Source organism: Streptomyces hebeiensis, from assembly GCF_052983195.1.
Genome location: NZ_CM129812.1, coordinates 2,005,804 through 2,031,227 on the forward strand (window position 1 = coordinate 2,005,804; position 25,424 = coordinate 2,031,227).

17 protein-coding genes and 1 pseudogene are annotated in these 25,424 nt (G+C 69.6%); 10 read left to right on the forward strand and 8 right to left on the reverse strand.

Annotated features, from left to right (window positions below; all coding sequences use genetic code 11):
- Nucleotides 1-68: 68 nt before the first annotated feature.
- Nucleotides 69-1,799 (reverse strand): NsdA family TPR-like regulatory protein, encoded by a 1,731-nt coding sequence (locus tag ACU6P3_RS08565; RefSeq protein ID WP_447196594.1) that lies wholly within the window; start codon nt 1,797-1,799, stop codon nt 69-71.
- 607 nt (nt 1,800-2,406) lie between these two features.
- Between ACU6P3_RS08565 and lipB the strand changes: the two genes are divergently transcribed.
- From lipB to ACU6P3_RS08585, 4 genes and pseudogenes are all read left to right on the forward strand, one after another.
- On the forward strand, nt 2,407-3,342 hold the full coding sequence (gene lipB / locus ACU6P3_RS08570; protein ID WP_447197812.1) for a lipoyl(octanoyl) transferase LipB: 936 nt from the start codon (nt 2,407-2,409) through the stop codon (nt 3,340-3,342).
- 207 nt (nt 3,343-3,549) lie between these two features.
- Complete coding sequence (gene lipA, locus ACU6P3_RS08575) at nt 3,550-4,509, forward strand: lipoyl synthase (RefSeq protein ID WP_344275791.1); 960 nt, start codon at nt 3,550-3,552, stop codon at nt 4,507-4,509.
- A gap of 626 nt (nt 4,510-5,135) precedes the next feature.
- A pseudogene (locus ACU6P3_RS08580) lies at nt 5,136-5,342 on the forward strand (SCO2195 family GlnR-regulated protein); the annotation flags it as partial.
- 10 nt (nt 5,343-5,352) lie between these two features.
- Nucleotides 5,353-6,051 carry a DUF4191 domain-containing protein gene (locus tag ACU6P3_RS08585; RefSeq protein ID WP_344275794.1) on the forward strand — a complete coding sequence of 233 codons (699 nt, stop codon included), beginning with the start codon at nt 5,353-5,355 and terminating at the stop codon, nt 6,049-6,051.
- Nucleotides 6,052-6,217: 166 nt separating this feature from the next.
- Here ACU6P3_RS08585 and ACU6P3_RS08590 read toward each other — a convergent pair whose 3' ends face one another.
- On the reverse strand, nt 6,218-6,685 hold the full coding sequence (locus tag ACU6P3_RS08590; protein ID WP_447196595.1) for an RDD family protein: 468 nt from the start codon (nt 6,683-6,685) through the stop codon (nt 6,218-6,220).
- A gap of 321 nt (nt 6,686-7,006) precedes the next feature.
- On the opposite strand from ACU6P3_RS08590, the gene glnA reads away from it, so the two are divergent.
- From glnA to ACU6P3_RS08605, 3 genes are all read left to right on the forward strand, one after another.
- Nucleotides 7,007-8,416, forward strand: a complete 1,410-nt coding sequence (glnA, locus tag ACU6P3_RS08595; RefSeq protein ID WP_030746189.1) for a type I glutamate--ammonia ligase — start codon at nt 7,007-7,009, stop codon at nt 8,414-8,416.
- Nucleotides 8,417-8,738: 322 nt separating this feature from the next.
- Nucleotides 8,739-9,257 (forward strand): DUF2690 domain-containing protein, encoded by a 519-nt coding sequence (locus ACU6P3_RS08600; RefSeq protein WP_447196596.1) that lies wholly within the window; start codon nt 8,739-8,741, stop codon nt 9,255-9,257.
- A gap of 81 nt (nt 9,258-9,338) precedes the next feature.
- Nucleotides 9,339-9,809, forward strand: a complete 471-nt coding sequence (locus tag ACU6P3_RS08605) for a DUF2690 domain-containing protein (protein WP_447196597.1) — start codon at nt 9,339-9,341, stop codon at nt 9,807-9,809.
- A 149-nt stretch (nt 9,810-9,958) separates the two neighbouring features.
- On the opposite strand, the gene ACU6P3_RS08610 is transcribed toward ACU6P3_RS08605, so the two are convergent.
- Nucleotides 9,959-10,924 carry an alpha/beta hydrolase family protein gene (locus ACU6P3_RS08610; protein ID WP_447196598.1) on the reverse strand — a complete coding sequence of 322 codons (966 nt, stop codon included), beginning with the start codon at nt 10,922-10,924 and terminating at the stop codon, nt 9,959-9,961.
- 167 nt (nt 10,925-11,091) lie between these two features.
- Here ACU6P3_RS08610 and ACU6P3_RS08615 point away from each other — a divergent pair, with 167 nt between their 5' ends.
- Nucleotides 11,092-11,700: a TetR/AcrR family transcriptional regulator gene (locus tag ACU6P3_RS08615; protein ID WP_447196599.1), complete on the forward strand. Its 609-nt coding sequence runs from the start codon at nt 11,092-11,094 to the stop codon at nt 11,698-11,700.
- A 74-nt stretch (nt 11,701-11,774) separates the two neighbouring features.
- On the opposite strand, the gene katG is transcribed toward ACU6P3_RS08615, so the two are convergent.
- Nucleotides 11,775-14,006 (reverse strand): catalase/peroxidase HPI, encoded by a 2,232-nt coding sequence (gene katG / locus ACU6P3_RS08620; RefSeq protein ID WP_447196600.1) that lies wholly within the window; start codon nt 14,004-14,006, stop codon nt 11,775-11,777.
- 202 nt (nt 14,007-14,208) lie between these two features.
- Between katG and ACU6P3_RS08625 the strand changes: the two genes are divergently transcribed.
- On the forward strand, nt 14,209-14,625 hold the full coding sequence (locus ACU6P3_RS08625) for a Fur family transcriptional regulator (protein ID WP_344275841.1): 417 nt from the start codon (nt 14,209-14,211) through the stop codon (nt 14,623-14,625).
- 81 nt (nt 14,626-14,706) lie between these two features.
- Nucleotides 14,707-16,170, forward strand: a complete 1,464-nt coding sequence (locus ACU6P3_RS08630) for an APC family permease (RefSeq protein ID WP_447196601.1) — start codon at nt 14,707-14,709, stop codon at nt 16,168-16,170.
- Between the two features lie 118 nt (nt 16,171-16,288).
- Here the strand turns inward: ACU6P3_RS08630 and ACU6P3_RS08635 are convergent, their stop codons facing one another.
- The 4 genes from ACU6P3_RS08635 to ACU6P3_RS08650 form a co-directional block, all read right to left on the reverse strand.
- Entirely contained in the window at nt 16,289-17,377 is a 1,089-nt protein-coding gene (locus tag ACU6P3_RS08635; protein WP_514414742.1) for a Dyp-type peroxidase, read from the reverse strand.
- A 431-nt stretch (nt 17,378-17,808) separates the two neighbouring features.
- On the reverse strand, nt 17,809-18,147 hold the full coding sequence (locus ACU6P3_RS08640) for a hypothetical protein (RefSeq protein WP_447196603.1): 339 nt from the start codon (nt 18,145-18,147) through the stop codon (nt 17,809-17,811).
- Complete coding sequence (locus ACU6P3_RS08645) at nt 18,144-21,914, reverse strand: RHS repeat-associated core domain-containing protein (protein WP_447196604.1); 3,771 nt, start codon at nt 21,912-21,914, stop codon at nt 18,144-18,146. Before ACU6P3_RS08645 ends, ACU6P3_RS08640 begins: the two co-directional genes overlap by 4 nt.
- A gap of 22 nt (nt 21,915-21,936) precedes the next feature.
- Complete coding sequence (locus tag ACU6P3_RS08650) at nt 21,937-25,320, reverse strand: carboxypeptidase-like regulatory domain-containing protein (RefSeq protein WP_447196605.1); 3,384 nt, start codon at nt 25,318-25,320, stop codon at nt 21,937-21,939.
- Nucleotides 25,321-25,424: the final 104 nt, after the last annotated feature.

The following is a 25,424-nucleotide window of genomic DNA, read 5'->3' on the forward strand; positions in this document are numbered from 1 at the left end:
CCCGGACGGGACCGGCTTCCAACTCCCGCGCCGCCTCCCGTGCCCCCGAAGGCGCGGTACGGCACCGCTCAGCCGAGCGCCGCCACCCGGTCGCGGTAGTTCCGTACCGCCGCCGCGTCCCGGTACGGCTCCAGGCGCCGCTCGAAGTCCCGTACGTACTCCACCGCGCGCACCGACCGCATCTCCGTGGCCTGCTGGGCCGCCTCCGCGCCGAGCAGGCACGCCTGGTCCAGCTCGCCGAGGCCGAGCCGGGCGCAGGCGAGGACGACCCGGCAGAAGAGTCGGCTGCGGGCGTATTTGGGGGCGCGCAGCTGGAGCGAGCGCTCCGCGTGCTGCGCCGCCGCGCGGTACTGCTGCAAGTCCCGGTGGCAGTGGCCGAGTTCGTCGGCCATCTGGGCCTCGTCGAAGAAGCGCGCCCAGTACGGCACGTCGTCGCCGGTCCGGGCGGAGTCCAGGGCCCGTTCGGCGCGTACGAGCGAGGCGGTGCACGCCCGCACCTCGCCGAGCACCCCGTGTCCGCGCGCCTCGGCGGCGTGCAGCAGCGCCTGGACGACCGGCGGGGCGGACGCGCCGACGCCCTGCTGGGCGACGCGGGCGAGCTGGACGGCTTCCCGGCCGTGGCCCAGGTAGACGGCCTGCCGGCTCATGGTGGTCAGGACGTAGCTGCCGTACACGCGGTCCCCGGCCGCCTGGGAGAGCCGGAGCGCCTGGACGAAGTAGCGCTGGGCCAGTCCGTGGGCCGCGATGTCGTACGAGGTCCAGCCCGCGAGCCGGGTCAGGTCGGCGGCCGCGGCGAAGAGGCGGCGCCCGGTGCTCTCGCCGTACACGCCGCGCAGCATCGGTTCTGCCTCGTGTTCCAGGTAGCGGACGAGCGCCTGGCGGGCGTGCCCGCCGCCGTACGCCTGGTCGAGGGAGCCGAACAGGTCGCTGACCGAGCGCAGGGCGGCGATGTCGCCCGTGGTCACGCGCTGGCCCGCCGCACGCTCGACGCGCTGCTGGCGGGGTACGGCGGCGGCCCTGCCCTGCGTGCGACCGCCGGGCCCGGACAGCGCACCGGTGCCGGCGCCCGGCCCCGTACCGGGTGCGCCGCCCGGCGCCCCGGCCGAGCGCCCCCGCCCTTGGACGGGGACCTGGGTGGGCGGCTGGGCCGGCAGCGGGCGGACGGCCGAGGCGCCCGGGCCGGGCGCTCCCGGGACGCGGGGGCCGGTCTGCGGAGTCTGCGGAGGCTGCGAGGACCGCGCGGCCTGGGCGGATTGCGCGGACTGGGCCGTCTGTGGGGACAGCGGAGTCTGCGCGATCCGCGGTGGCTGAGGTGTCTGCGGCGGCTGTGGAGAGGCGAGGGCCGGATGGCCGACCCGGTCGTCGGGGCGCCCGATCAGCCAGTCACGGCTCGGGACGACCAGACCGGCCGGAGTGAACGCGATCTTGCGCAGCTCGGTGTGGCTGCCGGAGTCCTTGCGCCACAGCCCGGCGACGATGTCGATGGCCTCGTCGGGGGTGGACGCGAATTCGAGCCCCGCGTAGACGGGCGCACAGGCGTCCAGGCCCAGGTCCTGGGCGGAGAGCCGGCGGCCGAGCCTGCGGGTGAAGACCTCGGCGATGAGGGCGGGGGTGGTGCCGCGGGGCTGCTGCCCGCGCAGCCAACGGGTCACCGACGTTTTGTCGTACCGCAGATCCAGGCCGTGTTCGAGGCCGAGCTGATCCACCCTGCGGGCGAGTCCCGCGTGGGAGAATCCGGCTTCCGCGATGAGCGCGGCGAGCTGGCGGTTGGGGATGCGCTGCGGAGGTCGTTCCGACATCAGCTGTACGGTCTCCTGCCTTCCGGGCCCGGGAGCAGCCCACATGGAACGGCGCGAATTTAACTGCCGGGAAGTCCATGACCACTACGTTCGCCCCATATTCATCCGTTCGTGTGAGCAGCGACGATGGTGATGACCACGCCGGACGGGGCGGGTGCGCGACGGCCGGGCGACGGCCGAGGGCCCCTGTGGGCGCGGCCGAAAAGCGACGCCGAGCCGGTGTGGGCCGTGGCCGCCGGCCCGGTGTGGGCCGTGGGCGCCCCGCCACGGCCCGTCACGGGATGGCTCCTCGGTAGGCCCTCCCAGGTACGAGGCCCGGCCTCCGGGCGATTCGGGACCGGGCTCCGGCCCGGGACCGCCCTCCGGGATGCTTCGCGGAGAGCCGCCGTACAGTGGCCGGGTGCGGCGGATGCGCCCCTGGGCGACGCGTGCACGAGGAAAACTTCTCTAAGGAGGCGCTGCCGTGAGCGAGCCGCGCGAGGACGAACCGGCGAACGAACCGGCGAACGAACCGGCGAACGAACCGGCGAACGAACCGGCGACCGGACCGGTGGTCAAGCCGGCGGGCGAGTCGGTGGGCGGGGCCGCGGACCGGCCCGCGACCGGGCTGCGGTACGTACATCTCGGGTTCGGCGAGGAAGCCGTCGACTACCAGGAGGCGTGGCAGGAGCAGCGCCGGGTGCACGCCGCCCGGTTCGCCGACGAGATCCCCGACACCTGTCTGCTGCTGGAGCATCCGGCGGTCTACACGGCCGGACGGCGTACGCAGGACAGCGAACGCCCGCTGGACGGCACCCCGGTCGTCGACGTGGACCGGGGCGGGAAGATCACCTGGCACGGCCCCGGTCAGCTGGTGGGCTACCCGATCGTGAAGCTGCCGCGCCCGGTGGACGTCGTCGCCCACGTACGGCGGCTCGAAGAGGCCCTGATCCGTACGGCGGCCGAGTTCGGGCTGGAGACGACGCGGGTCGAGGGGCGCAGCGGCGTGTGGGTGCTGGGCGACCCGGTGGACCGGCGGCCCGCGCCGGCCGGGCTGTCGCTCGACTTCGACCCCCGGCTGGCGGACGAGGAGTTCGACCCGCGGCTCAACGGTCCCGAGTACGCCCCGTCCAACGCCGGGCAGCGCCGCGAGGACCGCAAGCTCGCCGCGATCGGGATCCGGGTCGCCAAGGGCGTGACGATGCACGGCTTCGCGTTGAACGTGAACCCGGACAACACCTGGTTCGACCGGATCGTGCCGTGCGGGATCCGGGACGCGGGGGTCGCCTCGCTCTCGGAGGAGCTGGGCCGCGAGATCACGATCGCGGAGGTCCTGCCGGTGGTGGAGAGGCACCTGCGGGAGGTCCTGGAGAGCGCGGACCCGAAACCGCGGGAGATCGTGCGCGAGGCGCCGCGGGAGCGGTCGGAGGGGCCGGCCGGGGCGGGGCACTCCCCCATGTCACCGGCCGTGCCCACGCCCCCGGCCAGGCCCGCGCCCGGGGCCGGGTCCGAGGACTCGTCCGGGCCGGGGCGCGCTGTCGGCGACCTGCGCGCGACCGCGTAGCGCCCGGAGCCGGTGGCGGCGTCGTACGCGGCGCCTGCCCCGGCCCCGCCCGCTTCGGTACGGGGCGCTCCGGTACGGGGCGGGTACGGGGCGGGAATGCGCCCCTTTGGCCACCGGTTGGCCCTACGTAATGCCACGCAAACAACGGGCGTAACCTGGTGTTCGCCGAAGAATCGAATGCCGCGCCAGCAGAGAGAGGTGCCGGACGTGTCCGCTGTCGCACCCGACGGACGCAAGATGCTGCGCCTGGAGGTCCGGAACAGCCAGACCCCCATCGAGCGCAAGCCCGAGTGGATCAAGACCCGGGCGAAAATGGGCCCCGAGTACACCCAGTTGCAGCAGCTCGTGAAGAGCGAGGGGCTGCACACGGTCTGCCAGGAGGCCGGCTGTCCGAACATCTTCGAGTGCTGGGAGGACCGCGAGGCGACCTTCCTCATCGGCGGTGACCAGTGCACCCGACGGTGCGACTTCTGCCAGATCGACACGGGCAAGCCGCAGGCGCTGGACCGTGACGAGCCGCGCCGGGTCGGCGAGTCCGTCGTCACGATGGACCTGAACTACGCCACGATCACCGGCGTCGCCCGTGACGACCTGGACGACGGCGGTGCCTGGCTGTACGCGGAGACCGTGCGCCAGATCCACCGGCAGACCGCGGGGCGGGAGGCGGGCCGCACGAAGGTCGAACTGCTCATCCCCGACTTCAACGCGGTCCCGGAGCAGCTGGCCGAGGTCTTCTCGTCCCGCCCCGAGGTGCTCGCGCACAACGTCGAGACCGTGCCGCGGATCTTCAAGCGGATCCGCCCCGGTTTCCGCTACGAGCGCTCCCTGGAGGTGATCACGCGCGCCCGTGAGGCGGGGCTGGTCACGAAGTCCAACCTGATCCTGGGCATGGGCGAGGAGCGGGCCGAGGTCAGCGAGGCGCTGCGACAGTTGCACGAGGCGGGCTGCGAGCTGATCACCATCACGCAGTACCTGCGGCCGTCCGTGCGGCACCACCCGGTCGAACGCTGGGTGAAGCCGCAGGAGTTCGTGGAACTGAAGGACGAGGCGGACGCGATCGGGTTCTCCGGTGTGATGTCGGGGCCGCTGGTGCGCTCGTCGTACCGCGCGGGCAGGCTGTTCCAGCAGGCGATGGAGCGGCGGGGCGGCTCGGCGACGGCCGCGTAGGGCGGCCCGCCGGGCCCGCGAGGAACCGGGCGGGTCCCGCACCCGTCCGGCGCGGAGGTACGGGCAAGGGCCGGTGCCGCGAGGGCGTTACGGCGCGGCATGGGCGTCACTCCGTGGCGCGGGCGTCACGGCACGGCGCGGGCCCTTCGCGCGGCGCGGACGTGGCTTGCCCCGTACCGGCCGGCCGCCCACCTGCCGACCGTACGGCCCTGTGCGTTCGCGAACCGCTCGCGCCCCCTTCGCGCAGGGCACCGGCACGTCGTGTGAATCCGAGCACAAGTGACTACTTGCCGGTAGCGGCCAGTTCGGCGCGGTCCGTAAGCTCCTCGCAGGTCGCGGGCACCGCACGGACCGTGGTGGCGTTTCCAGGGGCACGGCAGGGTTTCATCCGCGTTTGACCGGTCGGTCACGTCCTGGTAACACCAATCAGTGACGCTGTTCGTACGCAGCGCGCACATCGGTTCTACGCAGGCACATTCCTTCCGCACCTCACTCCGCCTCACCGCTCTCCCGAGGGGACCGCCATCATGCAGGTCGCGCCGGTACGAGACATCGCCGAAGCAACGGCCTCAGCCACCCGCAGCCGTAAGCCCGCCGCCGGACACAACCCGCCCGCCGGACGCGGCGCCCGTGCCACCCGCGCCTCCGCCGTCCTGCCGTCCGTCTCCACCGCGCTGCGCGCCGTGGAGTCGCTGCTCCTGAGCGGCGGACAGCGCACGGCACGCCGTAACGCCTGGACAGCGGTCCTGGAGGACCGCCGCCGGGCGAAGGACCGGGTCGAGGCCGAGCACGTACTGGAGGCGGTGTCGGAGCGGGCTTCCAGCGCCACGTAAACTTCCAGACATGGCGAGGAAGGAAAACGCAGACACTGCTGCGAACCCGGGGCGACTGAAGCAGATCGCCCTTACCTACAAGATGACCCGACGGGCCGACTCCAAGGTCGGACTTGTCCTCGCGGGTGTGGGAATCGTCACCTTCGGTGTCTTCCTCGCGATCGGCTTCTGGCTCGGCCACCCCGTGTACCTGGGCATCCTGGGCTTCATCCTGGCGTTCCTCGCGATGGCGATCGTCTTCGGCCGCCGCGCCGAGCGCGCCGCCTTCGGGCAGATGGAGGGCCAGCCGGGCGCGGCGGCGGCCGTGCTGGAGAACGTGGGCCGGGGCTGGACCACCACCCCGGCGGTGGCCATGAACCGCAGCCAGGACGTCGTCCACCGGGCCGTCGGCAAGGCCGGCATCGTGCTGGTGGCGGAGGGCAACCCGAACCGCGTGAAGAGCCTGCTGGCGGCCGAGAAGAAGAAGATGGCGCGCATCGTGGTGGACGTGCCGGTGCACGACATCATCGTGGGCGACGGCGAGGGCCAGGTGCCGTTGAAGAAGGTCCGCACCACCATGCTGAAGCTGCCGCGGGTGCTGGCGGGCCCGCAGGTGACGGCGGCGAACGACCGGCTGCGGGCGATGGGCGACCTGATGAGCAACATGCCGCTGCCCAAGGGGCCGATGCCGAAGGGGATGCGCATGCCGCGCGGCGGAAAGATGCGCTGAGGCCCGGAGGACGGCGCCGTCACGAGCGCTTGGACACGAACGGCTGAGGGGCGGCGGGATCTCTTCCCGCCGCCCCTCAGCCGTTCGCCCAGGTCCACTGTCCAAACCGTTCACCGGCAACAGCCGTACACGGGGGTACCGGCACCGTGCACCGGCTCGGCTTCCCTCAGCCGCGCACCTGCACGGCACGGGCGAGCCGGTCGTGAAGGCCGCGTCCGTCGCGGTCCCAGACCAGGGCGGGCAGGGCCAGGCAGAGCAGGACCGTACGGACGAGGACGCGGACGGGGCCGAGCCTGCCGCCCTCCTCGGCGACGACGCGCAGCCCGAACAGCCGCTTGCCGGGAGTGAAACCGGCCGTACCGACGGTGAGCAGGCTCATGACGAACAGTACGCCGAGGGCCCAGTTGCCCGACGCCTGCCAGTCACGCCCCGCGAGCAGCCCGTATGCGATCAGCATGCAGATGGCCCAGTCGACGAAGAGGGCCCCGAAGCGCCGGCCGAGCGGGGCGACGGAGCCGGGGCCGTGTTGGGGCAGACCGAGGCGTTCACCCCGGTAGCCGAAGTCCACGCCCATGTTCTCGGCGGCGGCACGCGGCCCCGAGAGCCACGATCCGATTGCTTCCCTGTTGTCCACCCGTCCACGGTACTGCGCACCGCTTTGCCCGTCGGGCACGGGGTGCGAGCCTGGAGGGAAGGGGCACGGCGGAGGCGGCGGAACCGGCGCCCCCGCTCAACCCGTGGGGCCCCGTGGGCCCCCGTGGAGGCCCCCCGGAGGGAACCGGGCACGGCTGCGCGCCCCGGCGCGCGCCCGGGTCGGTTAACTTCGGCGAAACAAATGGGTCATGCTTGAGAAATCCCCGGTCCCTATGGTCGGCTCCAGCGTGTGCCACCGCACTGGCCGCACGACCGAGCGACAACCCCCGCCCCTCCCCGGGTCGGGAGGAGGAGGAGCTGGATGTTCCAGAACGCCGACGAAGCCAAGAAGTTCATCGCGGACGAGGACGTCAAGTTCGTCGACGTCCGCTTCTGCGACCTCCCGGGCGTGATGCAGCACTTCACGATCCCGGCCAAGGCGTTCGACCCGGCCGACGAGCTGGCCTTCGACGGCTCGTCGATCCGTGGTTTCCAGGCCATTCACGAGTCGGACATGGCGCTGCGCGCGGACCTGTCGACCGCGAGGGTCGACCCCTTCCGCCGTGACAAGACGCTGAACATCAACTTCTTCATCCACGACCCGATCACGGGCGAGCAGTACAGCCGTGACCCGCGCAACATCGCCAAGAAGGCCGAGGCGTACCTGGCCTCCACCGGCATCGCGGACACGGCGTTCTTCGGCCCGGAGGCCGAGTTCTACGTCTTCGACAGCGTGCGCTTCAACACCACCGCGAACGAGGGCTTCTACCACATCGACTCCGAGGCCGGCGCCTGGAACACCGGTGCTCTGGAGGACAACCGGGGCTACAAGGTCCGCTACAAGGGCGGCTACTTCCCGGCCCCGCCGGTCGACCACTTCGCCGACCTGCGCGCGGAGATCTCCCTGGAGCTGGAGAAGTCGGGCCTCGAGGTCGAGCGCCAGCACCACGAGGTCGGCACGGCCGGCCAGGCGGAGATCAACTACAAGTTCAACACGCTGCTCGCCGCGGCCGACGACCTGATGCTGTTCAAGTACATCGTGAAGAACGTCGCCTGGCGCAACGGCAAGACCGCGACCTTCATGCCCAAGCCGATCTTCGGTGACAACGGCTCCGGCATGCACGTCCACCAGTCCCTGTGGCAGGGCGGTTCCCCGCTCTTCTACGACGAGCAGGGCTACGCGGGCCTCTCCGACACCGCCCGCTACTACATCGGCGGCATCCTCAAGCACGCCCCGTCGCTGCTGGCCTTCACCAACCCGACGGTGAACTCCTACCACCGCCTGGTCCCCGGCTTCGAGGCCCCGGTCAACCTGGTGTACTCGCAGCGCAACCGCTCGGCCGCGATGCGTATCCCGATCACGGGCTCGAACCCGAAGGCGAAGCGCGTCGAGTTCCGCGCCCCCGACCCGTCCTCGAACCCGTACCTGGCCTTCTCGGCGCTCCTGCTGGCCGGCCTGGACGGCATCAAGAACAAGATCGAGCCGGCCGAGCCGATCGACAAGGACCTCTACGAGCTCGCCCCGGAGGAGCACGCGGGCGTCCCCCAGGTCCCGACCTCCCTCCCGGCCGTCCTGGACGCCCTGGAGGCGGACAACGAGTACCTCCAGGCGGGCGGCGTCTTCACGGCCGACCTGATCGAGACCTGGATCGACTACAAGCGCACGAAGGAAATCGCCCCGATCCAGCTCCGCCCGCACCCGCACGAGTTCGAGCTGTACTTCGACATCTAAAAGGCGAGGTCGGGCGACCTGGGCCGCGGCCCTGGACGTCGGGTATGTCCGACCAGATGCCTGGTGGTGTCGGAATCAGCGGCGAGGGCCGCTGCCCCGGATCGGGGCAGCGGCCCTCGCGGTCGTGAACCGTCCGCGCAGGGCCTCCGTAAGCGGCCGCGTTCCCCCTCACCCCGGCGCCGTCGCCGCGTCGGCGACGAGTCGGCCCCCGGACATCGGGACGCGCTCCCAGGGGGACGAGCTTCGGACAGGACCGTGCGATTCAGCCAGAATTCGGTTGCACCGTTTACCAGACCTTTAATTACAGGGCAGAATCTGGCACATGCCGAGCAGGCATAAGTCCATCAAATATCCGGGGGGATTGATGAGGCATCGTAAAATTCTGGCTCGTTCTGCCGTCGTTGCCGGAGCGTTCGGCTTGACGATAGCGGGCGCCGGGCAGGCCCAGGCACTCGCCTACGACGGCACTGACCCTTCTGCAACCGGCTGCTCCTCCAGCAGTCGCACCGTGGCTTCCGCCCCGCTGAAGAATCGCGTCACCGGTAGCACCGTCGCCACGATCGAACTGCGCTTCAGTTCTTCGTGCAAGACCGCATGGGCAAGACTGACGCTCGTCAGCGGATCACAGTGGGACTGCGGCGACCCGGCCGCCGGCTACGCGTGTTCCAAGGCGAAGATCGTTCGCAACAACGACGGCCGGACCTACAACTGCACCATTTACGAGGGCCAAACTCAGTGCTACACACCGCAGGTCTACGACTACGACCCGAACACCTCGTACGCACAGGGTGAACTGGACCTGGTGACCGGCGGCGTGGTCGTGCGCACCGCCTCTTACTGAGGCATACGCACCTTTGCGTTGCGGCGCCCCCTCCAGCGAACGATTTCAACGTTCTCACTTCCAGACCCGGGAAGCCATGTCGTGATAAGACGCAATCGGATTCTGAGTCGTCTGGCAATTGTCGGGGGTTCAATCGCCCTGCTTTTCGCCCATTCCGGATCGGCGCAAGCTCACGCTTATGACGGGACGGACCCGTCTGCAACCGGCTGCTCCTCCAGCGGTCGCACCGTCGCCTCCGCGGCCTTGACCAACCGCCCCGGCAACAGCCTCGGCACGATCGAGTTGCGCTTCAGTTCTTCCTGCAAGACCGCGTGGGCGCGTATCACGCTGCGGCTGCAGCAGTGGGACTGCGGCAGCGCCGCAGGCCTTGCGTGTTCCAAGGCGTGGGTAGTACGCAACAACGACGGCCGCACATACAGTTGCACCGTTTACACGGGCCAAACTCAGTGCTACACACCACAGGTCTACGACTACGACCCGAACACCTCGTACGCACGGGGCCTGTCCGATGCGGCAACGGGCGTGGCGGACGTTCGGACCTCGTCCTACTGAAGCTTGCCCCCACAGAGCGCCGTCGGCCGCGCTGTTCCCCTCCGGGAAGGCGCGGCCGACGGCCGTTCATATGCGCCGCGCGTTCAGCTCGTGGCGTGGCGCACTGGAAGGGGTACGGAAGGGCGCTGGCGCGTCGGCGGGGCGGCGGTCTACTTGGACTCGATCCGTCCGAGCGCGTCGGGGCCGGTCGTCAGCGCGGCGGACGTCTCCTTCCAGGCGGGATCACCGGGGTAGAGCTCGGTGCGGAGGTACGCCCAGGTGAGCCGCTGGACCGCGGACACCCGCTCGGGGCTCTCGTCGGTGGTCTCGGCCACGTCGTATCCCGAGACGCCGCCGAGCCCGTGCTCCGCGTCGAACAGGGTGAGCAGCGACTTGGGGCCCGGGGAGAGGACGTACGGATCGGTGTGCCACTCCCAGCCGTTGACCGACAGGTGAGCGGAATCGTCCTTGTCGCCGGCGACCACGAGCGTGGGCGTCGTCATCTCCGAGAAGTCCGTGGTCAGGAAGAAGGGGAAGCTCTCGGCGGTGGAGCTGTTGAGGGCGTCGCCGCCTCGGCCGGGCGCGGCGAGCAGGACGCCCGCCCTGATCCGGGGCTCGGCCAGGTTCACTTCCGTTCCGTCGTCCGGGTCGGTGAGCCGGGCGCCCAGCAGCAGGCTCGCGGTGTGCCCGCCCATCGAGTGCCCGGCCACGGCCACCCTGCTCCGGTCCAGACGCCCGAGGAGCTGTGGGACGGCGGCCTCGATGGCGTCGAGGCGGTCCAGGACGTGCGTCATGTCCTCGGCCCGTGATCGCCAGTGCAGGGGTCCGCCGGGGGTGCCGGGGGCCAGGCTCAGCGTCCTCGAACTCAGGTGGGTGGGCTGGATCACGACGAAGCCGTGGGCCGCCCAGAAGTGGGCGAGGGGGGCGTAACCGTTCAGCGAGGAGAGGTGGTTCGAGTAGCCCTGGCCGTGGGAGAGGAGAATGACCGGGAGATCACTGCCGGTCACGGGCGCGGAGACGCGTACCTCCAGGTCCACGGCTCGGCCGGGAACCGACAGCACCACCGGGCTGACGGAGAGGACGGGGGCGGGCGAGGCGAAGAGGTCGGCGGGGCATGTCGGGGTCGATTCACTCATGTTGCGAAGTCCATTCACTGGCCCTCTGCCGGCGGTCTCGTGCGTGCCGAGGGCGGGGCAGGCCGTCAGTAGCGTCCGGCTCCGGCTAAGCTTCAAGCGGAGCGTCGTTCCGATTAATATACGGAGCACTGTTCCGCTTTGTCAACGGTCATCGGAAGGAGAGCGTGGTGCCCACGACAAGCAGCTCCGGGGAGGGGCGGCCGGCCCGGAGCACCCGGACCAAGCGGGCCGACGCGCAGCGCAACCAGCAGGCACTGCTCACCGCCGCCGCCGCGGTGTTCGTCACGTCCGGCGTCGACGCGCCGATCCGGGAGATCGCGGCCAGAGCGGGGGTCGGAATGGGGACGATCTACCGCCACTTCCCGACGCGGGCGGATCTCGTCGTCGCCGTCTACCGCCACCAGGTCGAGGCCTGCGCCGAGGCCGGTCCGGCCCTGCTGGCCGACGCCGGCTCCCCGCTCGCGGCACTCCGGCAGTGGGTCGACCTCTTCGTCGACTTCCTGGTCACGAAGCACGGACTCGCCAACGCGATGCAGTCGGACAGCAGCGGCTTCGAGGCGCTGCACACCTACTTCCTCGACCGCTTGGTGCCCGTCTGCGCGCAACTGCTCGATGCCGCGGCCGAGGCCGGCGAGATCACGGCCGGTACGCGGCCCTACGAACTGATGCGCGGCATCGGCAACCTCTGTATCGGACGGGACAGCGATCCCCGCTACGATCCCCGCCGACTGGTCGAGTTGCTCCTCCAGGGGCTGCGGCAACCGCGGTCGTCCTGACGCCGGGGAGCGGGAAGCAGCTCGGGCCCGAACCGGCGAACCGGTTCGGGCCCAATGAGCTGTGCCTTGCGTGATCAGGCGAGGTCGAACCGGTCGAGGTTCATCACCTTGTCCCACGCCGCGACGAAGTCGTGCGCGAACTTCTCCTTCGCGTCATCGCTCGCGTAGACCTCCGCGAGCGCGCGCAGCTCGGAGTTCGAGCCGAAGAGGAGGTCGATCCGGCTGCCGGTCCACTTGACCTCGCCCGTCGAGGCGTCGGTGCCCTCGAACGTGTTCGCGTCCCCGGGCGTGGCCCGCCATGTCGTGCCCAGGTCCAGCAGGTTGACGAAGAAGTCGTTGGTCAGCACGCCGGGCGTCTCGGTGAAGACGCCGAGCGGCGTCTTCTGGTGGTTCGCGCCCAGCACGCGCAGGCCACCGACCAGAACGGTCATCTCGGGAGCGCTCAGGGTCAGCAGGTTCGCCCGGTCGAGCAGCAGGTACTCGGCCGGGAGCCGGTTGCCCTTCCCGAGGTAGTTGCGGAACCCGTCGGCGGTCGGTTCGAGCGCGGCGAACGACTCCGCGTCGGTCTCCTCCTGCGAGGCGTCCACGCGTCCCGGCGCGAACGGCACCTCGAGGTCGAACCCGGCTTCCCCGGCGGCCTTCTCGATCGCCGCGCCTCCGGCGAGCACGATCAGGTCGGCGAGGGAGATCCGCTTGCCGTCCGTCCGGCCGGCGTTGAAGGACTCCTGGACGCCCTCCAGGGTGCGCAGCACCGCCGCCAGCTCGTCGGGCTCGTTGACCTCCCAGCCGCGCTGCGGTTCGAGGCGGATACGAGCGCCGTTGGCGCCCCCGCGCTTGTCGCTGCCGCGGAACGACGAGGCCGAGGCCCACGCGGTGGACACGAGCTGGGACACCGACAGGCCCGAGGTGAGGATCCGCTCCTTGAGGGAGGCGATGTCCTCGGCGTCGACGAGCTCATGGCTCCGCTCGGGCAGCGGGTCCTGCCACAGCAGCACCTCGTCCGGGACCTCCGGGCCGAGGTAGCGCGCGACCGGGCCCATGTCGCGGTGGGTCAGCTTGAACCACGCGCGCGCGAAGGCGTCCGCGAACTCGTCCTGGTTCTCCGCGAAGCGCCGCGAGATCCGCTCGTAGACCGGGTCGAACCGGAGCGCGAGGTCGGTCGTCAGCATGGTGGGGGCGTGGCTCTTGGCCGGGTCGTGTGCGTCGGGGACGGTGCCCGCCCCGGCGCCGTCCTTCGGCCGCCACTGGTGTGCGCCGGCCGGGCTCTTGAACAGTTCCCACTCGTAGCCGAACAGGATCTGGAAGAAGCTGTTGTCCCAGGTCGTCGGCGTGTTGGTCCAGATGCCCTCGAGGCCGCTGGTGATCGCGTCGCCGCCCTTGCCGGTGCCGTAGGAGCTGCTCCAGCCGAGCCCCTGCCGCTCGAGCGGGGCGGCCTCCGGGTCGGGGCCCACGTGGTCCGCGGGGCCCGCGCCGTGGGTCTTGCCGAAGGTGTGACCGCCCGCGACCAGGGCGACCGTCTCCTCGTCGTTCATCGCCATCCGGCGGAAGGTCTCGCGGATGTCGCGCGCCGCGGCGAGCGGGTCCGGGGTGCCGTTCGGGCCCTCCGGGTTGACGTAGATGAGCCCCATCTGGACGGCGCCGAGCGGACTTTCCAGTTCCCGGTCGCCGGTGTAGCGCTCGTCGCCCAGCCACGTCCGCTCGGGACCCCAGTAGACGTCCTCCTCGGGCTCCCAGACGTCCTCACGGCCGCCGGCGTACCCGAAGGTCTCGAACCCCATCGACTCCAGGGCGACGTTGCCGGCGAGAACCAGCAGGTCGGCCCACGAGAGCCGCTGTCCGTACTTCTTCTTGACCGGCCACAGCAGCCGACGGGCCTTGTCGAGGTTCGCGTTGTCCGGCCAGCTGTTGAGCGGGGCGAAGCGCTGCTGGCCGGCCCCGGCGCCGCCGCGGCCGTCGCTGATCCGGTAGGTCCCCGCGCTGTGCCACGCCATCCGGATGATGAACGGGCCGTAGTGGCCGAAGTCGGCCGGCCACCAGTCCTGCGAGGTGGTCAGCACCTCCGCGATGTCCCGCTTCACGGCCGGGAGGTCGAGGGTCTTGAACGCCTCGGCGTAGTCGAACTCCTCGCCGAGCGGATTGGCCACAGCGGGGTTCTTGGCGAGGATCTTCAGGTTCAGCCGCTCGGGCCACCACTGCTGGTTCCCGCCGCCCTGAGTCGGGTGTGCGGCGCGCCCGTGCGCCACCGGGCAGCCGCCCGCGTCCTCCGTCTTCGCGTCTACGACGATCGCCTCATGGTTCTCAGACATGGGATCCTTCCGGACTCGGCGCGGAGCACGGACCAGGAACCACACCCAACGTGGCTTTTCTCCCGCTGCGTCCTGCCCGTGTCCTGCCCCTTGGCTGTAACTGGAGCCGATACTACGATGGACGAAGTCCAAGTCAATACGACAACCACCTCCGGAATTTCTTTCGCAGGGGACTGTCGGACGATGGTGAAGGCTGGTGGCCATGAGTGACCTGCTGGCACGGCTTCGCGACCGTGGCTGGCGGCTGACCGCCCAGCGCCGGGTCGTCGCCGAGGTGCTCGACGGCGAGCACGTCCACCTCACCGCGGACGACGTGCTCGAGCGCGCCACCGCCCGGCTGCCGGAGATCTCCCGCGCGACCGTCTACAACACGCTGGGCGAACTGGTCCTGCTCGGCGAGGTGATCGAGGTGGCCACCGACGGCCGCGCCAAGCGCTACGACCCGAACGCCCACCGGCCGCACCACCACCTGGTGTGCTCCCGCTGCGGCACCATCCGTGACGTGCGTCCGGACGGCGACCCGCTGGCCGATCTGCCCGCCGGCGAGCGGTTCGGCTTCACCCTCTCCGGCGTCGAGATGACGTACCGGGGCGTGTGTCCCGACTGCGCGGGCGGCTGACCCGGAGGCGGCGGCCGGGTGTCTTCCGGCCCGTACCCCTGACGCGAGCCGGACTCGAGCGGGACGAGAGACGCTCCCTGTATGGTCAGCAAGAGTGGCGAGTCCCCGACAGTCGATGTCAGCCGGAACGCGGACAGTCTCAAGCGAGAGATCACCACCCTCCAGGCACTGGGCATTTCGTTCCACCAGATCGTGGGTGGTGGTGTGGTCACGCTCACCGGGGTCGCCATCGCGATCACCGGCGGCGGTGTGCCGATCGCCTATCTGCTCGCCGCGTTCGCGATCCTTCTCGTCTCGGTCCCGATGGCGACGCTCGGCGCCACGATGCCGGTGCTGGGCGGCAACTACACGTATGCGACGCGGCTGATACATCCGCTCGTCGGGTTCGCGAACCTGTGGCTGTTCCTGTTGAACATCACGACGATGAGTCTGTACGGCCTCTCCGCCGGCATCTATCTGCAGAGCCTCGACCCCTGGTTCGACCCGACCGTCGTCGCGATCACGATGATCACCGTCTTCGCCGTCGCGAACTTCTTCGGCGCGGCGTTCTCCTCCCGGGTCGGCATCCTCCTGGCGGTCGTCATGCTGGTCGCGTTCGGCGCCTTCATCGTGATGGGGCTGGCCGACGTGCGATGGGACGACCTGCCGCCGGCGCTTCCGGACGGCCTGTCCGGTCTCCTCCAGGCGGCGGCGCTCCTCACGTTCGCCACGGGGGGCGCGAGCGTCGTGGCCGAGCTGGGCCGCGAGATGAAGACCCCCGGCCGGTCCATCCCGATCGCCGTGATCGGCGGCACGCTCTTCGCCGGCGTGCTGTACGTGCTCATCGCCGTTCCGGCCGTCGGCGTGCTGCCGATCGACGATGTCGCCGGGCAGCCGCTGTCGATCGTCGCCAAGACGTTCATGCCGGGCGGCTGGTGGCACTTCTTCCTCGTCGGCGGGGCCGTGCTCGCGGTCGTCGGCACCATGAACGCGTCGTTGCTGTGGGGCTCGAAGGGCATTCTCGCGGCGGTCGACGACGGATGGTTCCCCCGGGGCGTCGGCGCGGTCAACAAGCGCTTCGGCACCCCGCACTGGCTGCTGCTGATCCTCTACGTCCTCGGCGTGGTGCCGGCCTTCGCCGGCATCGAGATGAGTGTGATCGCGTCGGCCGCGTCCTTCATCGGCCAGGCCGCGCTCATCGTCACCGTGATCGCGTCCGTCCGGGTCCGATACCTGCGCCCCGACCTGTACGCGGTCTCGCCGTTCAGGGTCGCGGCCTGGCTGCACTGGACGCTCGCGGTCGTCGGTGTCGGGTTCCTCCTGTACCAGATGTATCTCCTCCAGCAGAACTTCACCCGGGGCGTGTGGATCGCGGCCATCACCTGGATCGCCGCGGGCGCGGCGTGGGGGCTGGTCCGGTACGGGAAGGTGAAACGCGTCGCCGCCGCACGGGCCGCGGGACGGGCACTCGACGGCCCGGAGGCCGCGGGGGCGGGGCCCGCGGGGGCGGAGACCGCCGGAGCGGGGCTCGCCGTCGAGCCCGACGCGTCCCGCCGTCGGGTCTGAGGGACCGCCCGCCCGGCCCGACCCGCTCAGCATGCCCCGGGGGCGGCCCGCGGCATTTCTCCCGGGCTCCCGTGCTCCCGGGCTCCCGTGCCGTTCCAGGGCCTGCCGGCAGAACCGCTCAGGCCGGCGCGACGACGCCGAGCCAAGCGTTGCCCGGTGGAGGTACGAAGAAGTATCCGCCCCCGGTGGTGAGCATGTACGGGGCCATGGCCTCACCCGCGAGCCGCTTCTGCACCGCCTCGAAGCCCGTGGCCAAGTCGCGTTGGAAGCAGGAGAAGACCAGTCCGGTGTCACCGTCGCCCCGGTCGTAGCTGTAGCCGCGCCGTACGAGGGGCGGCGGGTTGCGCCGGTCGGGGGCGGCGAGGCGTACGTGCGAGTCGAGCGGCGTGAGGCGGCCTTGGGGGTCGACCGCGAAGTTCGGTTGCTCGTCCTTCGGCGTCCCGTCGAGCCAGCGCCCGTCACGGCGGCGGCCGATGATGCGCTCCTGTTCCTGCACGGAGTCTTTGTCCCACAGTTCGGTGGCGAGTCGGATGATCCGCACGACCTGATAACTCCCGCCCACGGCCCACTCAGGCTCCCCCTGTCCGGCCCGCACGAGGGCGCGATCGGCTGTCCGGCGTTCGTCCGGCGGGTTGCCGAAGCCTTCGGTGAAATGGAACGGATTACGAGCCAGCCCCCGGCCGTCCTCGACCCGGTTGTCGCCCCGGAACCCTTCGATCCGCCACCGCACACGCCACCCGCGCACGTCGGACACGAGTCTGTCGGCCGCCGCCCGCACCTGCTCGGCCCGTTCCCCGGAGACCTGCACCAGCACATCACCGTGCGACTGGGCCGGGTCCAGCAGATCCCCCGCGAACGAGGGCATCGGCCCGAGTTGCGCCGGCCGCACGGTGGAGTTCACGAACACCCCCGCGCCCAGCCCCACCGCCGCGCTCACCCCACCACCCCTCACTCGGCCGACCGCTCCCATCAGCTCCCGAAGCCGGGTCCCGGCCGACCCTGCTTGTACGGCCCGGTCAACCGCGACCATGACAACCCGCCCCGCAGGCACCGCGCCGTGCAAGGGCTCAGGTAAGCGAGCGCGTTCCGGCGCGGCACGCCGCTTCTCACGGGTGCCCATCGTATAGACGACACCGCCGGCCCCCAACACGGCCGTCGAGGAAGCAATGAAGACAGTCCTACGCCCTATGCCCTCTTTACCCATCATCCACCAAAGGCCCGTTCGATTTACAGGAAGCCCTGTGACCGTAATCCAATCTCTCCAGGGCGATCAAGCTCTGCGACTGCACCTCACGAAGGTCTGAGATATCTCCCAACATTGCGCCAATAACATGGGCAGCCTGATCGCGGTCAAAACCTGGCGATAACTCTGCCACCTGCCAGCGTGTTCCCAGGCGATTCACCGGCGTCCCATCTAAGCCAAAGAACAGACTTAAGGACCGCGAGAATTACCCACGTCGGCGTTACGCGATCCCAGATCCCGAACTCCGCACTCGTATGGCCACGCCTTCGGCGGCCAAGACGACGACTGACGGCCCATCTGCCGCAGCCGTCGTCTGCTGACGTTGCCGTCAGCCTTCCGTCAAACCTCAACTGGGCTCCTCCAGAATATATTTGGAGGAGCCCAGACTTTCTGTGTCAGGAATCGCCATCAGAAAGGATCACCGCGGCGAGAACACTCTCGCCGCCAGCCTCACCATAAAGCATCACATCCATTTTTCCAGCCTGCACATGACTCAGCTCAAGCTCACTTGACTGTGCGCCATTGAAGGCAGACAGCAAGTCTGCCACAAGCCGAGTCACCTCACGGTCATCACGAGCCTCTGCCCTTCTGAGGCGATTCTCGAAGATGCGAATCAACTGCGCCCTGGAAGCGGTGCTCTCATGCAGGATGATTACACCGTACTCATCAACCGCTGCGGCAAGATGAACCATTCCCAGCCTGGTCGCCTCAGCGGAGATAAAGCTCTCATTCATCGACCTGCTCCAGGTAGGTGCCACGAGCCCCTGTTGATGCTGATTTCAGCACCCTCGATAATCCCTTCCACTAAAAGCTCACTCTCACCGTAAATATCCTGCGGACCCTTAATTAGACGATCCTGTATGTACGCGCGGCGATGGCGCATAACAATCCCCGGGCCATTGCCTAGTTCGGCGGCATCCAAGGCCACGCCTTCGTAATCGTCCGTCCAGGATGTGAAAGGGCTATCAAGGTTGCCACCATTGTGCGACGCGGCATCAGCGTCTCCACCGCGCGGCACAGCTCGCCCTTCGAGAGCATCGTCATACTTGGAATGCCCCCAATCTATTCCGCGATAGACGTACTCCCCGGCCTCTTCGCCACAGTTGTGAGCGAGAATCGATGTAGCCCCCGCCAGCACATAGTACGTGTGCAGACCGTCAACAGTTAGGTTGTTGACTGAGGCCGCCCCGGTACGGTGACCAATCGCAGTGATCTGCGTCCAGGTCCCGGCGCTGGTGCGGAGCCATTGGCCTGGCTGGAGTTTTCCGGCCTCGACCCATTCGCCGAGGTCGGGAACCCAGAAAGGGTGCCCTTCCGTTGCGGTGATCTTCGCGGGTTTTCCGCCTTGGTCTGTGTCAAGGGCGATGTCGACCAGGGCTTTCTCGCCGGTGCCCTTGATGAGGGCGGTGACCGCGCGCGGACCGCTCTCGCCCGTTTCCGGGTCGGTCGCCGCGACCTTGTGACCGACACGGACGTCCTTGATGGGCTTCCGGGTGCCGTCGGCCATCAGGACGGGGGTGTCAGCGGTGAAGCTGTTGGTGACCCTGCACATCGGTGCCCGAGCCCCGAGGGCTCCTTCGAGGCAGCCCATCAGTGCCGCGCCGCCGACCTGGCCCCAGTTGACCTTTCGTCCGGACAGACGCTGGCTGCCCCAGTCGATCAGGCCGCCCAGACCACCGCCGACCGCGCAGCCGATCAGCATCGGGTTCGTACCGGCCGGGTCGGTGTACGTCGTCGGTGAACTCAGCGCGTACTCATACAGGTTGGCGCCACCCGCGTAGCCGATCGGGTCCTGGGAGATGAAGCGGCCCGTCTCCGGGTCGTAGTAGCGGCTGCGGTAGTAGAGCAGACCCGTGCCGTCGTTCTCGCGGCCCGTGAAGGTGTACTGGTTCGACGACTCCACACCCGAAGCGGTCGGGGCACCGTACGGGTCATAGGTGTAGCGGGTGGCGATGCTGCCGTCCGGGTCCGCCAGGCCCACCACCGTGCCGAGCGCGTCGGTCAGGTAGACCTGGGTCTTGCCGTTCTCCGTGCGGGTCAGGTACTGGTCCAGGCCCGACGTGGCGACCGTCGCCGTCGTCTCGCCCGCACCGGACTGTTCCACCAGTGGGTTCGAGCCGTCGGTGAGGAACTTCCGTGTCTGTCCCCTCAGCGTGGTCGCGCTACGCGTGCCCAGCGGGTCGTAGGTGAAGGTCCCGCTCCCGCCTCCGGTCCCGCCGCCGGCCGTCTCGGTCAGGCCCTTCAGCCGGCCACGCGCATCCCAGTCATAGGTCCGCCGGCCGTCGGAGGTCAGCTGCCCCTCGTCGTCGTAGGTGAAGGAGCGGCCGTTGAAAGAGGTCAGGCGGTTGTCCTTGTCGTAGACCGCACCGTCCTCGGCTCCCGGGAGGGCAACGCTCGCGAGGCTGCCCGACAGGCCGGTCTGCAAGCCGCGTTCATCGCGTGTGTACGACAGGTCCCCGACCGCTGCACCGGAGCGGGTGAAGACAATGCCCTTGGTCGTCCCCGTCTTGTCGTAGTCGGTGGTGCGGGTGAAGCCGCCGGGCAGCGACGCGGTCTTCTCCCGGCCCACCTCGTCCAGGCCGAAGGTGACCGCCCGGCCGTCGGCGGTGATGGAGGTGAGGACGCCGGAGGTGTCGTAGCCGTACACCGTCGTCGTCCCGGCCGCCGTCATTTCCTTACGGCGGTCCGCCGCGTCGTAGTCGTAGCCGATCGTGCCGGTCGGTCCCGCGACCGTGCGGATGCGGTCGTAGGAGTCGTACGTGAAGGACTGTGTGCCCGACGTCGTGTCACTCAGACTCTTGAGCAGGTCCACGGCGTCGTACGTGTACGTGGTGACGGACTCGGCCTGGCCCGCCAGGTCGACACCGAATTTCGCGTTCTTCGCCCTGCCCAGCAGGTCGTACTCGGACGTCGCGACCTGTCCGGACCGGCTGGTCACCTTCGTCAACCGCCCTGCCGGGTCATATCCGAACATCGCCTTGGCACCCAGCGGATCAGTGGCCGATGCGGGGCGGTCCGCGTTGTCGTAGGCCCATGTGGTGGTGTTACCGCGGGCGTCGGTGAGTGCGGTGACGTTGCCGTTGGGGTCGTGTTCCACCGTCAGTGTCCGGCCCAGAGGGTCGGTCACCTCTCGTGTCTGGTTGAGGCGGTCGTATGCGACGGTTGTCCGTGCGCCCGCCTCGTCCGTCATGACTGTCGGCCGACCCGCCGCGTCGAGGAACTGTTCGCTCGTTCCGCCCTCGGCGTCCCTGACCTCGGTCGGCTCCCCGTGCTCGTAGGTGAAGGACGTCACCGCACCCGACGCGTCCGTGACCGTATCGACCTGCCCGTCATCGGTGTGCGTGAGCGTGGTGACCCGGCCCTCAGGATCCGTCACCATACTCAGATCGCCGTCGGCGTCATAGCGGAGCGTGGTGGCCTTACCCATGGGGTCGGTCAGCGCGGTCGGCTGATCGTAGGGGCCGTCGTAGACGACCGTGCCGGTCGAGCGAGCCTGTGCGGTGCCCGCGAGTTCCTTCGCCGACGTCACGTAACCGTGGGTGTCGTACGTCAACTCAGTACGGCGGCGGTACGGATCGGTGACGGCGTCGATACGGTGATAGGGCCCGCGCTGGTAGACCGTCTTGCGCGCCAGGCTCGTGCCGTACGCCTGCGTGTCGGACGTCCCGTAGCCGTCCGCGTCGAACTCGACCCGCCGTACCGAACCGCCCGGCTGGGTGACGTTCACCGCCGTGACCCTGCCCTTGCCGGAACCGGTCAGCGCGTAGTCGAAGGCGTACGTCGCGCCCTCGGTGAGCTTCTGATCCTTGACCCGACCGTTGGCGTCGAAGGTATTCGACATGTATGTGATGCCACGCGCGTCGACCGCTGTGCTGACCCGGTTGGATGTGCCGTCATAGGTGTACCGGCTCACCTTGCCCATCGGGTCCGTCACGGTCGCGAGCCGTCCAGCGGTGTCATACGTGTACGACGTGGTCCGGCCGGCGTTGTCCCGAGCGGATATGACGCGGTGCTCGGTGTCGTACCCCAACGCGATCCACCGCCCGCCCGGCGTGCTGATCCGGGTGATCTCCCCGCGTTTGCCTTCCAGACGGGTGAGCTTGACGGTGTTGCCGTGCCGGTCGCGGATCTCCTTGAGCGGGGAGTACTGGGGGAAAACCCACACCGTTCCGTCACGGAAGGTCATTTCCCAGCCGCCGCTGAACCCCTTCCACACGATCTTCGCGCCGCGGAAGGCAGTGGGGGTGTCGAGGGGTTCGAAGACGGCGTCCGTGTAACCCTTGCCCGCCGAGGTGCGCACGAAGTGCGTCCTGCCGCCACCCGGCAAGTACAGGTCGACTTCCTCCCAGTTCTTCTTCGAATGCAGGAAGGCGTTGTAGGACAGATCGCGACCGATGCCGAACGCCCGCTTCTGCGAGTCGCCCTGCCAGTAGGTGCGGGTGATGTCGGCCGAGCCGCGAGAGTCCTCGACCGCCAGGTCGGTACGCGAGTCCGTCAGCATCCCCGTCGTCAGCTCGACGGGATCACCGGACAGCCAGTCGATGGCGTCCTTTGAGCCAGGAGTCGTCCCAGGGCAGCATGTCGTCGATGTTGAACATCGCGCCGTGGAAGGCCCAGACGCGTGTCTTGGCGTCCGGCACGACCTGCCGACCGTCCGCCGACACCTGGCCGTGCCCGTAGACGTACCAGCCCTTGTCCTTCGGGTCGTAGTCCATGAACTGCACACGCGTGCCCGGGGCTTCGCGCGTGTAGTTCGGGTAGATGATCCGGGCACCCCTGGGGAACACGTACGTCCCACCGGGCTGCACGGTGAAGAACACCGGCACGACACCGTCGTCAGGCAGCGGGAACGGCGAGCGGTCGAGCGGGATCGCGGTAATGCCCAGCTCGGTGACCGGTCGGCCCTTGTCGTCGCGAACAACCGACCCCTTGGGAATGCGCACCTCCAGCCCAGGAATCTTCGGCGTTTTCAGCACCACCTCCGTCTTCGTGGGGGCGCCGAAACGCACGGTGTGCCGGGTGTCCAGCGGGGTCATCCACACGGGGAAGCCGAGGTCGACCGTCCGGCCCGCCCTTGGGTGGACGCGGATATCGAACCGCCCGTACCGCCGCCGCTCCGTGTCAGCACTGGCGCCGTCCACCACGAGGGTGGTCGCAGTGACCGGTATGCCGCTGAGCAGGAACCTGCCTCGCGCGTCGGTGCGAGCCGACTTCACACCCACGGAGACGGTGACTCGGGGCAGCGGCCGGCCGTCGAGCTTGAGGACCCGTCCGGTGAGCGCGGTGGTCCCGGGCGGTGCGCGCAGCGCGGGCGGGGCCTTGGGGGCAGGGCCCCGTCGAGTGAGCCAGTCGTGGCCGGACAGGCTTCCCCGGTCGGGCTGCCAGGCGTCGGGGCCGGTCGGTACGGCGCCGGGGGCCGCGGGCGACGCCTTTGGGGAGTGCTTCTCCGCACTCGCCCTGTCCGCCGATTCGTCCGCGGTCGTCGGTGCCCTGTCCGCCGCCGTCTTCGCCCCTCGTGCCGGCACCGTCGGTGTCAGGTCCAGACTGTACGTCCCGGTCTTCAGTGAGTTGGGATCGACCGTGAGGGTGTATGTGCCGTCCGCGGGAAGTACGGCCAGGGCGTACGAGACCGCGGTCGCGCTCATCGTGCGACCGTCGACCAGCCACTTGCTGTCCGGGCCGAACACGGACAACTGCCAGGCGGCCGGGGGCTTTTCCAGGCCGAGGGTGAGCTTCTGGCCCTTGGTGCCGGTGAACGTGTAGTGCGCGTTCTGGCCGGCCGTGGCGATCGTGACGCTCTTACGGATGCCGCTCGTCGTCAGTGCGCCGCCGTTCACGTCCGGGAGGAGCGTGGCCCTGGTCGTGCCGGTGACGGGTTCCTTGGGGCGTACCAGCAGGCGGTGGGCGCCCGCGGCCAGGGGCGCGCGCAGGTCGGCGTCGAAGGCCGACTTGCTCAGCGAACCGAGGTCTTCCTCCGTACCGCCGGGCGCTTGGTGGATCACGTCCGACGACTTGGCGAAGGTTGTCCCGTCGAAGACGACGGCCGCGCCGGAGCCCGCCGCGGCGTTGACCGTGAACTCCAGTTGCTGCCCGGGGCGGGTGATCTTGCCGGTGACGGACGGCGTGCTCGCCGACAACGCGCCGGCGTTCACCGGCTTCGACAGCCACAGCATCAGAGCGCCCGTCGCGGCCTTGGACGGTTCGAGGACGAGTGTGTAACGCGCACCGACCGTCAGGCCCGTCAGGTAGTACGACTCCGTCGACTTGGCCGACGCTCGGCCGACGAGCGTTCCGGTGTCGCTGTCCTTCCCGTCCGGTCCGATCAGCCGGATCTCCGTCGACTCGGTGACCGTGTTCGCGGTCAACGCCAGCCCGAGCGTGGCGCTGTCCGGCGCGGTGAACCGGGCCCGTACCCGCTGTCCCGCGCGGGCCGGCGTCACCGCCTGCTCGGCGCCGTCGACCGTCACAGTGGGCTGGATGTCGGCGGACAGGGTCAGGTTCAGCGTGCCCACCGCCCCCCGGTAGGCGTCCAGGACGACCGTGTACGTGCCGGTCTCCGGCAGGGCGGCCAGCGGGACCGTGGCCGAGGCGCCCGACGAGACGTTCGCCCCGTCCACGACCTTCGCACCGGACGGCGCGGTCACGGTCACGTCGATGAACTCGGTGAACGTGTTGCCGGTGAAGCCGAGGGAGAGGTTGGCCCCCGCCTGTGCCTGGAAGCCGGTCTCCGCGTTCTGTCCGGCCCGGGTGACCGTGACGGCCGTCGGGGCGGCGCTGGTGGTCAGCGGGGCAAGTGCTACGGGTCCGGCCAGAGTGAGGGCCATCGTGCCGGTGGCGTTGCCGTCGCCGGGGCGCACGACGAGTGTGTACGTGCCGGTGGCGGGCAGGGTCGGGCCGTCCCATTGCGCGGACTCGGACAACGGAGCGCTGAAAGAGTCGAGGAGAGCGCCGTCCGGCTTACGGACCTCGATCCGGGTCGACGTACCGAGGCCGCTCGCCGTGGCGCTGAGGGACACCCGCTGCCCGGCCTGGCCCTCGAAACGGGCCCGGCCGTCCTGCCCCGGTCTGCTGAGGGCCAGTTCAGCCGTGGGGCCGGTCGTGGTGAGCGCTCCGGCGTCGGCGTAGTGCGAACCGGTCACCTTCACGGCACCGAGGGCCGCGTTGTCCGGATCGAGTTCCAGGGTGTACTCGCCGGATTGTGTGAGGGCGTCGATGTCCAGCCCGTTCGCCTTCCCTGCCCCCACCCGGACCGTGTCGACCTTGGCACCGCTCGGGTCATAGAGGCGGGCGTAGACCGCGTCGGGCAGCGCCGCCGCGTCAATGCCCAGGCTCAGCGAATCGCCCAGCGTTCCCGGGAAGGTGAACACGTGGTCCTGCCCCACCCGGGTGATGCGTGCCTCGGCCGTCGGACCCATGAGGTCCAGCGCCGCGACAGTCGGATTCGACACGGTCACCTTCACCGAGCCGATGTTGCCGCTCCCTGGGTCGATGATCAGTGCGTACTGGCCGCTGACCGGTACGTCCGCCACTTCCCAGTCGGCCAAGGCACCGCTGAAGGCGCCGGAGAACAGGCGTTTTCCCTGCGGGTCCATCAGTCGTGCGGTCGCCTGCGCGTTGAACGTCGACTCGGTGAAACCGAAGGTGAGGTCGTCCCCCGCGTCCGCCTCGAAAAGAACCTGTGCCTGGTTGCCCGGTGTGGTGACCGAGACCGTCGGCGGGGTCTCGTCCGTCACGGACGTCTCCTCGGACGTCTCGATCACGCCGTCCCCGGTCCCGGCGCGCACCTGGAAGCTCGCATCCGACGTGGCGCGACCATCCGATGTGCTCACCTCGACGGGCCCGGACACCGCCCCGGCCGGGACTTGGACGGTCAGCGCGGTGGCCGACCGCGCGACGACCTCCGCCACGATCCCACCGCCGAACCGTACAGCGTTGTCAGCGGAGGCGGCGCCAAAGCCGGAACCGGCAGGAACGAGTGAGAGGACCGACAGGTCGGTGGAGGGGAATCAGT

Coding starts and splice junctions, on each gene's coding strand:
- ACU6P3_RS08565 (WP_447196594.1), bottom strand. CDS start 1,799: ATGTCGGAACGACCTCCGCAGCGCATCCCCAACCGCCAGCTCGCCGCG.
- ACU6P3_RS08585 (WP_344275794.1), top strand. CDS start 5,353: ATGGCGAGGAAGGAAAACGCAGACACTGCTGCGAACCCGGGGCGACTG.
- glnA (WP_030746189.1), top strand. CDS start 7,007: ATGTTCCAGAACGCCGACGAAGCCAAGAAGTTCATCGCGGACGAGGAC.
- ACU6P3_RS08600 (WP_447196596.1), top strand. CDS start 8,739: ATGCCGAGCAGGCATAAGTCCATCAAATATCCGGGGGGATTGATGAGG.
- ACU6P3_RS08610 (WP_447196598.1), bottom strand. CDS start 10,924: ATGAGTGAATCGACCCCGACATGCCCCGCCGACCTCTTCGCCTCGCCC.
- katG (WP_447196600.1), bottom strand. CDS start 14,006: ATGTCTGAGAACCATGAGGCGATCGTCGTAGACGCGAAGACGGAGGAC.
- ACU6P3_RS08625 (WP_344275841.1), top strand. CDS start 14,209: ATGAGTGACCTGCTGGCACGGCTTCGCGACCGTGGCTGGCGGCTGACC.
- ACU6P3_RS08630 (WP_447196601.1), top strand. CDS start 14,707: ATGGTCAGCAAGAGTGGCGAGTCCCCGACAGTCGATGTCAGCCGGAAC.
- ACU6P3_RS08635 (WP_514414742.1), bottom strand. CDS start 17,377: ATGATGGGTAAAGAGGGCATAGGGCGTAGGACTGTCTTCATTGCTTCC.
- ACU6P3_RS08640 (WP_447196603.1), bottom strand. CDS start 18,147: ATGAATGAGAGCTTTATCTCCGCTGAGGCGACCAGGCTGGGAATGGTT.
- ACU6P3_RS08645 (WP_447196604.1), bottom strand. CDS start 21,914: ATGCTGACGGACTCGCGTACCGACCTGGCGGTCGAGGACTCTCGCGGC.